The following is a 12,295-nucleotide window of genomic DNA, read 5'->3' on the forward strand; positions in this document are numbered from 1 at the left end:
TGGAGGAGGTGGTGGGATTCGAACCCACGCAGGCTATTACACCCCTGACGGTTTTCAAGACCGTTCCCTTAAACCACTTGGGTACACCTCCAAAGCTCATATACAATTGGTGAGCAAACATCTCGCTCGACATGATTTATAGTACCAACTTGGCAGACAGATGTCAAACCCTTTTGTGAAAAAACATTAAAAAAAACCAAAAAAAATCCCGCCTGAACGATACGTTTCAGACGGGCTGGTTTGTTCATTACTGAGGCATTTCAATTTTCTCGATACCGCCCATATATGGACGTAATACTTCCGGAATGACGACTGAACCGTCTGCCTGTTGGAAGTTCTCTAAAATCGCAGCGACGGTCCGTCCGACTGCGAGGCCAGAACCGTTAAGCGTGTGGACGAATTCCGGTTTTGCGTTCGCTTCGCGACGGAAACGGATTCCGGCCCGGCGTGCTTGGAAGTCTTCAAAGTTCGAACAAGATGAGATTTCACGATACATCCCTTGCGCCGGCATCCACACTTCGATGTCATATTTCTTCGCAGCCGTGAAGCCGAGATCGGCCGTACACATGCTGAGCACTTGATATGGGAGACCGAGACGCTTAAGCACTTCTTCAGCGTGGCCCGTCAAGAGCTCGAGTTGTTCATAAGACTCTTCAGGTTTCACGAACCGGACGAGCTCGACTTTGTTGAACTGATGCTGACGAATGAGCCCACGTGTGTCGCGTCCGGCTGATCCCGCTTCTGAACGGAAACAAGCGCTATACGCCGTATACGTGATTGGAAGTTGGTCTTCCGTGATAATCTCGTCACGGTGCATGTTCGTTACCGGAACTTCTGCCGTCGGTACGAGGAAATAGTTCGTATCCGCCACTTTGAATGCGTCTTCCTCAAATTTAGGAAGTTGTCCCGTCCCGGTCATCGCGTCGCGGTTGACCATATAAGGAGGGAGCACCTCAGAATAGCCATGTTCATCGGCATGCATATCCATCATGAAGTTGATGAGGGCACGTTCGAGACGGGCGCCGAGACCTTTATAAAAGACAAATCGGCTACCTGTCACTTTACCCGCTCGTTCCACATCGACGATTTTCAAATCTTCCATGACGTCCCAATGCTGTTTGAGTTCGAATTCGAACGTCGTTTTTGTTCCGACTTCGCGAATCGTGACGTTATCATCTTCCGTTTCTCCAATCGGCGTTGATTCGTGCGGGATGTTCGGGATGCTGAGGAGAATCAAGTTCAATTCGGCCTCGACCTCACGCAATTCTTCATCGAGCAATTTGATTTCATCCCCGAGACGGCGCGTCTCGAGAATCGGTCCATCCGCATCTTGCTTATTGCGTTTCAATTCCGCAATTTGCTTCGTCGCTTCATTTCGTTTCGCTTTCTTCACTTCAACCTCATTGATCAAGTTGCGGCGTTTCTCTTCCAACTCCGGGAAACGGTCAAGCGCACTCAAATCCTCGCCGCGATGAGCTAGCTTCGTTTTAATCTCTTCAAAATCTGAACGTAATCGTTTAATGTCTAACATTCGTTATTCCTCCTTTTTTCACATAAAAAGGTGGCACGCCCCTTTCCCGTAGGAAAGGGACGAACCACCTTGGATCCGCGTTGCCACCCTCGTTGCCCGAAATCGGGCCACTCGATGCACGTAACGTGTGCGTAACGTGACTTGTTTCCAAGCCAATGCTCCGAGGCCGATTCGGTTACATCATCCCACTAGTTTGCACCAACCACTAGCTCTCTGTCAGTAGATGACCGTAACGTACTTTTCCCCATCATTGCATCTGTCATTGAATTAGTTTTACTTTACAACATCTCAACTCTATCGACAAGACTCAGTTTTCCGAGCACGAGTCGAATCTCATCTAAAAAGTCGGAGAAGGCACGCGTCATACGTGTCAAAAACGATGCCATCTCGACCGGTTCGGCCGCGACGAGCGTTCCTTTAGGTGGAAGTTCACCATCTAGATACCGGACGCTTCCGGAAGGCTCGATGGTGACGGTCCCTACCTGTTGATCGGCCGCAATTGGGGCTTTCGTATCCGGAAGATCGTAAGTCGGTTCAGGTACATCCTGTCCTTTTTCGACGAGTACTTCAAAGGCTGACGTCGTGCGCACTTTTGCTGACTCGACTGTACCTTCAGCGACATGGAGCGTCGCCGGGACGATTTCACCAGTCCGTAAAATCGGGGTCAAGACAAAATCGCCATAGGCGTAGTCGTGAAGCGCCTTTGTAGCAGTATAGCGCCCTTGATCGGTCTTCGCTCCGAGAACGACCGATAGCACGGTACGTCCATCTCGCGTCGACACGCCGATGAAGCAGTAACCGGCATCGTCAGTCGTGCCCGTTTTAAAGCCAAGCATACCCGGATAGGCTAAATCACGACCAGCGAGCATCCGGTTCGTCGCTTCAAATCGGACTCCGTCGATATCAACATACGCTTGTTTCGTCACATCGAGCACTTCCGGGAACTTCGTCAAATACGCCAAAGCTAGCATCATCAAATCATTGGCCGATGTCAAATTCTCCCCTGGACGTCCCGCTGACACAGAGTCAAGTCCCGATGCATTGGCGAACGTCGTTTGGGTCATACCAAGTTCGGTCGCCCGTTCGTTCATTTTCTTTACGAATACCCCTTCCGAACCAGAGACGGCCTCGGCCAATGTGACCGCTGCCTCGTTCGCGGAACGAATCAACGCCACGTCGTATAGCTCTTTCACCGTGTACGGTTTATTGACGAGCGGAATCCGAGCCAATCCTGGTTTTCGGGTCAGCGCCAACGCCTTGTCGCTCGGGGTCACTTCTTGGCTCCAACTGAGGTCACCCGCTTCGATGGCTTCTCGGACGAGAAAAGCGGTCATCAGCTTAGTGATTGATGCCGGAGGAAGCATCGCGTCCTCTTCTTGTGAGAACAGGATTTGTCCCGTCGTCATGTCCACGAGCATCGCGCCGGTCGCATCAACTTTAGGTGCCGCCGATGCATCCGTCGGCACGATCATATTTAAAAGGATTGCCCAAACGAGCATCCATCCGATCCATCTTTGTCTCACGGTCTTGCCCCTTTCTATACGTATCTCGTTACAGTGTAGCAAAAAAACACATGAAAAAGGCTCCCTATTTGCTAGAGAGCCTTTCAATCAGGCGAGTTGTCGCTTCGTCGCTTCAACCATGTCCAAGAAATAGCGGTGCATCGACAAGTCGTCCGTCAATTCCGGGTGGAACGAGCAGGCCATATACTTGTCATACCGAACCGCGACAATCGCTTCTTCGACCTCGGCGAGCACCTCGACGCTCGCTTCGACCGATGCGACTTGCGGCGCTCGAATGAACACTGCTTCGACAGCTTCATCGATTCCATTGACAGTCAAATCGACTTCAAAGCTATCAACTTGTCGTCCGAACGCATTTCGTTTGACCGTCATCGGGATTTTACGCAAGTGCGCATCATATCCTTCGACTTCGGTCGCGAGCAAAATCAAACCAGCGCACGTTCCAAACATCGGCAACTCCGCATTCTCACGTAACGGCTCGAGCAACTCGTACCGATCGAGTAAGCGACGCATCGCTGTGCTCTCCCCACCCGGCAAGACGAGTCCATCGATTCGATTTAAGTCATCGACCGAGCGGACGACGAGCGTATTCGCACCAAGTGCTTCGAGCATATGGACGTGTTCGCGAATCGCACCTTGCATTCCGAGTACACCAATCGTGGTCATCTTACCAACCTCGCGGTGCCATGAGTTCTTCTTGTTTGAGCGTGCGGACGTCGAGCCCTTTCATCGCTTCGCCGAGTCCTTTCGACAAGTGTGCGATGCGCTCATAGTCATCATGGTATGTCGTCGCTTCAACGATGGCACGGGCAAATTTCTCAGGGTTCTCCGCTTTAAAGATTCCTGATCCGACAAAGACGCCGTCCGCTCCGAGGTGCATCATGAGTGCCGCATCAGCTGGTGTCGCAATTCCGCCTGCTGCGAAGTTGACGACCGGGAGGCGACCTGCTTCACGGATTTGCATGAGTACTTCAAACGGGGCACCCAGGTCACGCGCTTCCGTCATCACTTCATCGATGCTCATCGAGAGCAAGCGTTTCACTTGGGCTTGAACGGTACGCATGTGACGAACCGCTTCGACGATGTTGCCGGTTCCCGGCTCACCTTTCGTCCGGATCATCGCTGCACCTTCCCCGATGCGGCGTGATGCTTCACCAAGGTCGCGCGCGCCACAGACGAACGGTGCTTTGTAGTCACGTTTGTAGAGATGGAATTCTTCGTCAGCAGGTGTCAATACTTCACTCTCGTCAATGAAATCAACCCCCATTGATTCAAGGACACGTGCTTCAGCGATGTGACCGATCCGGCACTTCGCCATGACCGGTACCGATACCGCACCCATGACGTCTTCGATGATTGTCGGGTCGGCCATACGAGCAACACCGCCCATTTTGCGAATATCTGAAGGTACGCGCTCGAGTGCCATGACGGCAACTGCACCTGCCGCTTCAGCAATTTTGGCTTGCTCCGCGTTGATGACGTCCATAATGACGCCACCTTTTTGCATCTCGGCCATACCACGTTTTACTTTGTCTGTCCCTACTTGTCTCTTTTCCAAATGGATCCCCTCCAATAAGCTAGTCTACTTGCAAGTATAAATTGATTTGACTATATTGAAAGTGCCAGTTTTATATTTTTTAAAGTGGTCAGTTCGAACAAAGGACTTCATTTCTCGATTCTCGAATGTTTTAAAGATTAAAGGAGATGATGGAATGGATCAATAGAACAGTCGTGACGACGCGCAGGAGCGCAGCTTTTTCGGAAAAACGGGAATGGTCTCGCTCCTCCTCGTCATCGGATTCGTGCTCTATTTTTTCTTTGGCTGACCACAGAAAGGACACATCATGGATATGCTCACGTTCTCGCTCGAGGCTGACTCGAGCGTCCCATTATATGAACAACTCTATTTGCACATTCGACAAGCCATCGTTGATGACACCCTCACCACCGGGACGAAACTTCCGTCCAAACGAAAGCTAGGGGAGTTTTTAGACGTCTCGCAAACGACCGTTGAACTGGCCTACGCTCAGCTGCTCGCGGAAGGATACATCGAGTCGTTGCCACGCAAAGGCTTCTACGTGTTACCGCAAGAAGAACTGTACGTCCGGCGCGGCAGTAGCGTCATCGAACCGCTCCCGGTGAAAAAAACATATGAGTTCGACTTGTATCCGAGTCAAATCGACACGACCGCTTTCCCATTCGAACGTTGGCGCCGGCACTTAAAACAAGTCGTCTCAGAAGAACATCACGATTTGCTGTCACTTGGCTCCGTCCAAGGCGATTTCGTTCTTCGCCAAGAAATTGCGACCTATCTCTATCATTCGCGCGGCGTGCATTGTTCTCCCGAACAAATCGTTGTCGGATCGGGAACCGAGCAGCTGTTGCCTCAATTGTTAGAACTGCTGCCGGATACTACGACGTTCGGCATCGAGGATCCTGGTTATCCGCTGACTCGCCAACTGTTTGCGCACCAACGGCGGACGTTCATCCCGATTCCTGTCGATGAGAGCGGCGTCCGTGTCGACCTGGTGGAGCAAGCATCCATTGATGCCCTCTATGTCACACCGGCCCATCAATTTCCGACCGGAACCATTTTATCCGTCAGTCGGCGTCAACGTTTGCTCAACTGGGCATCGGAGCGACAGACGTATGTGATTGAAGATGATTACGATAGTGAATTCCGTTATAGCGGCAAACCGATTCCCTCTTTGCAAAGCATGGATCAAAACGAGCGGGTCGTCTATTTGAGCACATTCTCTAAATCATTGATGCCTTCATTGCGAATCGGTTATATGGTACTCCCCCCTCCGCTGTTAAATCGCTATCGAGAACGTTATCGTCACTTCACGTGTAGCGTACCCCGTTTCGAACAACATACGTTAGCAGCATTTATGGCGACCGGTGATTTTGAGAAACACTTGAACCGGATGCGGAAGACATATCGCCGGAAACTTGAAATCATTATCGCCGCCTTTAAACCTTATGAACCGGTCGTCTCCGTCACGGGGGCGAGCGCCGGCCTTCACGTCGTCCTGTCTGTTCGTACAAGCGCGACAAGTGAAGACTTGAAACGATTGGCCGAGGCTTCGAATATCCGAATCAATGCGATGACAGACTATCGCATCGAATCAAGCGACACGATTCCTCAGTTTTTATTTGGATTTGCCGCCTTATCCGAAGAAACATTACCAGCTGCCGTTAGTGCGCTCATGTCGTGTTGGAACATTGAGAAAGGAAGAGATGGATGAAACGGTCACGCTACGTCGTCGGTGGTCTCCTTTTGTTAATTGGTACACTCCTGTTATCCGAATCGTGGTGGAAAGACCAACTCACGGCATGGAACAGTCAACAAGTGACCGCCGAAATTCAACCGAAACAGCCAGAAACCGGTGAATTTGAGTTTTCAAACGTCGAGCCGTTATCATGGGAACAACTTCTCACCGTGCGCAATCGATTTCATGATTTACCGACCGTCGGCCTCATTTCGATTCCAGAAATCGACCTCGAGCTCCCGATCTTATATGGGCTCGACAATGAGAACTTGGCTGTCGGGGCTGGAACGATGGACCCGGACCAACGAATGGGAACTGGAAATTATGCACTCGCGGGCCACTACACGCAAAGCCCGACCGCCTTGTTCGGTCCGCTTCACATCATCGACGTCGGCATGTCCATCTACTTGACCGACATGACACATACGTTCGAATACGAGATCACTTCGCTTGAGACCGTTCCCCCGACACGGGTCGACGTGCTCGACCCGACAACAGAACCAACGATTACACTCGTCACATGCACGTTCGATGCGACCGAACGTTTGATTGTCAAAGGACACTTCGTGAACCAAACGCCTCTCTAATCGATAGGCGTTTTTATTATTTTTCAAAAAATATATTGTGAGCGCTTACATATTCAGCTAAACTATTCCTGAAACCGTTTGCACAATTTCGACAATTCGTTGCCCTGTAGACGACACATTCCATGAAAGAGGTGCTTTATGAAGAAGAAAACGGCACGACAGACGACCACGTTACTTTTATCATCCGTTCTCCTCATCCAAGCCGGCGTTCCGATGAACGCATTGGCCGAGCCTGCGACAATCTCGATTGATGGCTTAAAAACGGATTGGGCGAACACGCCAGCGCTCGCCACATCCCCACAGGCGGGTTGGCAAGGATTCGATTTAGGAGACGTCTATCTGCAGAACGATGCGCGTAACCTTTACTTTTATGTGGATGCGAACAACGTCCCGAACTGGGGCGACAATGGTCAGTACATAAATATCGCCCTCCAAATCAATGAACAAGATTCAGGCGTAGCGACAAACCCGCTCGGCCATCCGTTCAACTTCAGCCAAACTGATAAAAAACCACAGTATCATATTTTACTTCGCGTCGATGGCGACACGTCAGTAAAAGAAGCCGCTCTGTATGAAGCAGGAAAATCCACGCCGCTCGCAAACTTGAGCAACTTAAACGGCGCCTCGTTTGCCATTGATCGCACGAAAGGCTTTGAAGGCAAAATTCCATTGTCCCTGCTTGGTCTAAGCAATGATGATACCGTTCGGGTCCTCACGGTACTCAGCGGGAATAACGCTACCGAGCACGGTGCGTTCGACACGATTCCAAGCAATGCGGCCAATAAAGTCGCCGATAGTTGGAATGTTTCGGCGACTCCGTCGACACAATCGGTATATAGCCCAGCCTTCACGTTGAGCGGTGTCGAGACGGTCAGTCAACTCGAAGTGACAGCGGTCACGCCGGCCAATCAATCGGAACAAGTGGACATCAAATCCCCAATCACATGGACGTTCAATGAACCTGTGTCGTTAGATGCTTCGAACATCAGCTTGATGAATGGCGAGACAGCTGTACCGTTCACGGCTGAAGCGAGTGGATCAACAGTGACTGTCACACCGACCGAAGCACTCAGTTTGAATCAAACGTATACCGCGACCCTTCCCGCGGACGCCGTGAAAGGCAACTTGTCGAACACGACGTTACCGGCATTGACGACGTCATTTAAAACCATCACTGAAATCGCCGATCCGTGGAAAACACAACGCTACATCGAAATGTTGTACGTCCGGGCCGACAACGATTACACGGACTGGAATTTATGGACGTGGAGCACGGGTGCCAAAGACGGTCAAGTTGACCCGTATAAAATCACCGAAGATGGCGCCATCTTCCGAATCCCAGTCGGAAAAGATGCGACCAATGTAGGCTTTGTCATCCGCAAGGGCACGGATTGGGCCGTGAAAGATGGCTACGGGGAAGACCGCTATGTCAAATTGGGAAGCGACCGGGTGACGAAAGTCGTCGTCGAGAGCGGCAAAGGGACGTTCCATCAAGTACCGACGATTCAAGGACCCTTGTTTGAAGATGGTGCCGTCACGTTCTTCTACCGTGACAAAGCGTTGTATGAAGCGGGACAACTCGATGAAATCGACAGTGTCGCATTGAAAGTCAATGGCACGACGTACCCGATGACGTACGAAGCCAAAAATGAATGGTTCCGCCATACGGTCAAATTACCGGAAGGGAAACATGATTATACGTTCCTTGTCACAAAAGATGGCGTCACGACCGAAGTGAAGGATCCTTACTTCGAGGCTTCGAGCGTCGAGTATCGTCGTCCAAACGTTAAACTGGCGGCAAGCGTGGCACCAAAAGCCCTCAGTTCTCGAGAAAACGCGGTCGTCCAGGTGAAGCCGACGTTGCCGAAAGGCGTCAAGCTGCGTCAACTGTTCATCGATGCACGTCCTCTGGGTGGACCGGCTAAACTAGAAGTCGACCCGGCCCTCAACAAACAGACGATTGCAGTCAAAGATACCGTCAAACCGGGCAATAAATTCTTAACGATTACGGCGATTGACCAATACGGTAACGTCCATAAAACGAAAACATCGTTAACGGTCCGACCGGTCTCGATGAAGGACAAGCAAGAGTTCGATTGGGATGAGGCACGGATTTACTTCATGCTGACGGACCGATTCTACGATGGGGATAAAACGAACAATAACCCGAACGGTGAATACTATGACCAAGATCATCTTGAGTCGTATCACGGCGGCGACTTTGCCGGTGTTACGAAGAAACTCGACTACTTGGATAAACTAGGCATCAACACGATTTGGATTACACCGATTGTCGATAATATCGATTGGGATCTTCGCTATGGTAAAGATGGATCACAGTATGGCTATCATGGATACTGGGCGAAAAACTTCGAAAAACTCGATGAGCATCTCGGCGATATGAAAGCATTCCATCGTCTGATTGACGAAGCGAATGCTCGCGGTATTAAGATTATGGTCGACGTCGTCTTGAACCACCCTGGCTACGGGATGGAACCAGGAGCTGTAGACACGGGCGCCACAAACTTCCCAACCGATCAAGAGCGCAAAGCGTTCGACGGCATGATTCGTTCGAATCCGGTCGATGGCGATGACTTGAAGATGTCTCTTTCCGGATTACCGGACTTTAAGACCGAAGAGGCTGCCGTCCGTGAACAACTCGTCAAATGGCAGACGGATTGGATTAAACGCTCGAAAACGAAAAAAGGAAACACCATCGATTACTTCCGCGTCGACACGGTCAAACACGTCGACTCCACAACATGGAAGTCGTTCAAAAACGAATTGACGGCCCTCAAACCAGATTTCAAAATGATTGGCGAACATTATGGGGCAAGTGTGAACAACACGGGTGGTTACTTACAGAGTGGCCAGATGGACTCACTTCTCGACTTTGATTTCAAGTATCAGGCCGAACGTTTCATCAACGGGAACATTGATGATGTCGAGAGCGCGCTTCAATATCGCAACACGCAACTCTCGAATGAAGCGACACTCGGACAATTCCTCAGCAGCCATGACGAGGACGGTTTCCTCGTATCACGTGCTGGAGGCGATGAAGGGAAGCATATGGTCGCCGCCTCGCTTCAAATGACGGCGAAAGGACAGCCTGTCATCTACTATGGTGAAGAGGTTGGACAGTCCGGAAAACATGCGTTGGATATGGATAAGGGCGAGTTCAATGAAAACCGTTATGACTTCGACTGGAAACGAGTCAAAGGAGAAGGTAAAGCGATGCATACGCATTACCAAAAGCTACTCAATATTCGTGCCGACTATTCAAAAGTATTTAGTAAAGGAACGCGTGCCGTCGTTGCTGGTGGTTCTGCCACTGGATACTCTGTCTTTGAACGGAAGCACGGCAAAGACTCTGTTCTAGTGGCCTTGAACACGACAGAAGCCAAACGAACGATCACGTTCCAGACAAAACTCAAGCATAAAACGACGCTCGTCGACCGCTATAGCGGACGTCATTACGTCGTCAAACGAGATGGGAAAGTGACCGTCAGCTTACCTGCACAGGACGATGGTGGTACTGTAATTCTCGTAGCCAAGTCAAAAAAATGATAACGAAAAGCCGTTGCCTCTAATTTAGAGACAACGGCTTGTTGTTTAGCGTGAATAGTTTGGAGCTTCTTTAGTGATGTGGACATCGTGAGGGTGACTTTCTTGCAACCCAGCCCCAGTCATGCGGATAAACTGAGTGTCCTCACGTAGTGCACGGATATCGGCAGCCCCACAATAACCCATTCCAGAACGAAGGCCACCGATGAGTTGATAGACAGTATCGGCTAGTTCGCCACGATAAGCGACGCGTCCTTCAATACCTTCTGGTACGAACTTTTTATCGGCCTCTTGGAAATAGCGATCTTGGCTGCCTCGTTTCATCGAAGCCTCAGAACCCATTCCACGGTACGTCTTGAACTGACGACCTTGATAGATTTCCATCTCTCCTGGGCTCTCTTTCACACCTGCGAGAAGGCTACCAAGCATAACGGCATGAGCTCCAGCTGCGATAGCTTTCACAATATCACCAGAGTACTTGATTCCGCCATCAGCGATAACTGTGACACCGTGTTCTCTAGCTTCCGTGACACAATCATATACTGCTGTGATTTGTGGGACACCAACACCGGCGACAACACGTGTCGTACAGATTGATCCTGGACCAATCCCGACTTTAATGACCGATGCCCCGGCTTCAATCAAAGCTCGTGTCGCTTCAGCTGTTGCCACGTTTCCAGCGATAATTGGAAGCGTCGGGAACATGTCACGAAGTTCTTTCACTTTCTCGATGACACCGGCTGAGTGTCCGTGAGCCGTATCAACGACTAATGCATCGACACCTGCATCAACAAGAATTTGAGCACGTGATGCGGCATCTTTCGTGACACCAACGGCAGCTGCGACGAGCAAACGACCTTGTTTGTCTTTTGCAGCATGTGGGAACTGTTCGACTTTCTCAATATCTTTTGTCGTAATGAGACCTTTCAACACGCCTGAATCGTCGACGAGCGGCAATTTCTCAATTCGATGTTGATGAAGGATGCGTTCAGCTTCTTCAAGTGACGTCCCTACTTTTGCCGTAACAAGGTTTTCCGTCGTCATGACATCTGCAATCACCGTCGAATAATCTTTAATGAAACGAAGGTCACGGTTTGTCAAAATTCCGATTAATTTACGCTCGGTTTCTGAATTGACGATCGGGACTCCCGAGATACGGTATTTACTCATCAAGTACTCTGCATCGTACACTTGACGCTCCGGCGTCAAATAGAACGGATTCGTGATGACGCCGTTCTCTGAGCGTTTAACGCGATCGACGTGTTCAGCCTGCATCTCCATCGACATGTTTTTATGAATGACTCCTAAGCCGCCTTGACGCGCCATCGCAATGGCCATCGGTGCTTCTGTGACAGTATCCATACCAGCACTGATGACTGGAACATTTAACTCAAGACCTTCGCAAAGTTTAGTGCTTAAATTCACGTCTCTTGGCAAGACATTTGAAAAGCGCGGTACGAGTAAGACGTCATCAAACGTTAATCCTTCTTTTGCAAACTTGTTTTCCCACATAAAAATCGATTGCCCCTTTCTCTATCGGACCCGAATCTTTGTTTCGAAATATTTCTGTAATGGTAACAGGTATAGCTCGAAAGTGCAATTCAATTCACGATGTTCAGAAAGTTCAGAATTGTGTTCGTTCCATTTGCTTTCCGTTCTTAATGTTCGGGAATAGATTATATATACCGCAAAGGAAGCAAAATTATAAATAAAATCTATAAAAAAGACGACCGAGCGGATGCTCGATCGTCTTTCGCGTTGGCCTGGCAACGTCCTATCCTCACAGGGGGAGACCCCCAACTACTTTCGGCGCTGAAG

8 protein-coding genes, 1 tRNA gene and 1 other annotated feature are annotated in these 12,295 nt (G+C 50.1%); of the genes, 3 read left to right on the forward strand and 6 right to left on the reverse strand.

Going from position 1 to position 12,295, the window contains the following annotated elements; translation table 11 throughout:
* The 5 genes from M467_RS24135 to pdxS form a co-directional block, all read right to left on the reverse strand.
* A tRNA-Ser gene (locus M467_RS24135) sits at positions 1-91 on the reverse strand.
* Positions 92-247: 156 nt separating this feature from the next.
* Entirely contained in the window at positions 248-1,531 is a 1,284-nt protein-coding gene (serS, locus tag M467_RS24140) for a serine--tRNA ligase (RefSeq protein ID WP_021066743.1), read from the reverse strand.
* Between the two features lie 52 nt (positions 1,532-1,583).
* Positions 1,584-1,791, reverse strand: a binding site (T-box leader).
* 18 nt (positions 1,792-1,809) lie between these two features.
* On the reverse strand, positions 1,810-3,054 hold the full coding sequence (locus M467_RS24145) for a D-alanyl-D-alanine carboxypeptidase family protein (protein ID WP_052013678.1): 1,245 nt from the start codon (positions 3,052-3,054) through the stop codon (positions 1,810-1,812).
* 87 nt (positions 3,055-3,141) lie between these two features.
* Positions 3,142-3,720 carry a pyridoxal 5'-phosphate synthase glutaminase subunit PdxT gene (gene pdxT / locus M467_RS24150; protein WP_021066745.1) on the reverse strand — a complete coding sequence of 193 codons (579 nt, stop codon included), beginning with the start codon at positions 3,718-3,720 and terminating at the stop codon, positions 3,142-3,144.
* Between the two features lies 1 nt (position 3,721).
* Positions 3,722-4,612 carry a pyridoxal 5'-phosphate synthase lyase subunit PdxS gene (gene pdxS / locus M467_RS24155; RefSeq protein ID WP_021066746.1) on the reverse strand — a complete coding sequence of 297 codons (891 nt, stop codon included), beginning with the start codon at positions 4,610-4,612 and terminating at the stop codon, positions 3,722-3,724.
* Positions 4,613-4,898: 286 nt separating this feature from the next.
* Here pdxS and pdxR point away from each other — a divergent pair, with 286 nt between their 5' ends.
* The 3 genes from pdxR to M467_RS24170 all read left to right on the forward strand — a co-directional run bounded on the left by pdxR (position 4,899) and on the right by M467_RS24170 (position 10,480).
* A complete protein-coding gene (gene pdxR, locus M467_RS24160) occupies positions 4,899-6,302 on the forward strand; it encodes a MocR-like pyridoxine biosynthesis transcription factor PdxR (protein ID WP_021066747.1) in 1,404 nt (467 codons plus the stop codon).
* A complete protein-coding gene (locus M467_RS24165) occupies positions 6,299-6,913 on the forward strand; it encodes a class A sortase (RefSeq protein WP_021066748.1) in 615 nt (204 codons plus the stop codon). The genes pdxR and M467_RS24165 overlap by 4 nt, the downstream gene beginning before the upstream one ends.
* 138 nt (positions 6,914-7,051) lie before the next feature.
* Positions 7,052-10,480: an alpha-amylase family glycosyl hydrolase gene (locus tag M467_RS24170; RefSeq protein WP_021066749.1), complete on the forward strand. Its 3,429-nt coding sequence runs from the start codon at positions 7,052-7,054 to the stop codon at positions 10,478-10,480.
* A 45-nt stretch (positions 10,481-10,525) separates the two neighbouring features.
* Here M467_RS24170 and guaB read toward each other — a convergent pair whose 3' ends face one another.
* A complete protein-coding gene (guaB, locus tag M467_RS24175) occupies positions 10,526-11,989 on the reverse strand; it encodes an IMP dehydrogenase (RefSeq protein ID WP_021066750.1) in 1,464 nt (487 codons plus the stop codon).
* Positions 11,990-12,295 lie beyond the last annotated feature (306 nt).

This window comes from Exiguobacterium chiriqhucha RW-2, from assembly GCF_000416965.1.
Lineage (GTDB): Bacteria > Bacillota > Bacilli > Exiguobacteriales > Exiguobacteriaceae > Exiguobacterium > Exiguobacterium chiriqhucha.

Bases quoted from the DNA above. Each gene is read 5' to 3' on its own strand.
- serS (WP_021066743.1), bottom strand. From the start codon at position 1,531: ATGTTAGACATTAAACGATTACGTTCAGATTTTGAAGAGATTAAAACG.
- M467_RS24170 (WP_021066749.1), top strand. From the start codon at position 7,052: ATGAAGAAGAAAACGGCACGACAGACGACCACGTTACTTTTATCATCC.
- pdxR (WP_021066747.1), top strand. From the start codon at position 4,899: ATGGATATGCTCACGTTCTCGCTCGAGGCTGACTCGAGCGTCCCATTA.
- M467_RS24165 (WP_021066748.1), top strand. From the start codon at position 6,299: ATGAAACGGTCACGCTACGTCGTCGGTGGTCTCCTTTTGTTAATTGGT.
- guaB (WP_021066750.1), bottom strand. From the start codon at position 11,989: ATGTGGGAAAACAAGTTTGCAAAAGAAGGATTAACGTTTGATGACGTC.
- pdxT (WP_021066745.1), bottom strand. From the start codon at position 3,720: ATGACCACGATTGGTGTACTCGGAATGCAAGGTGCGATTCGCGAACAC.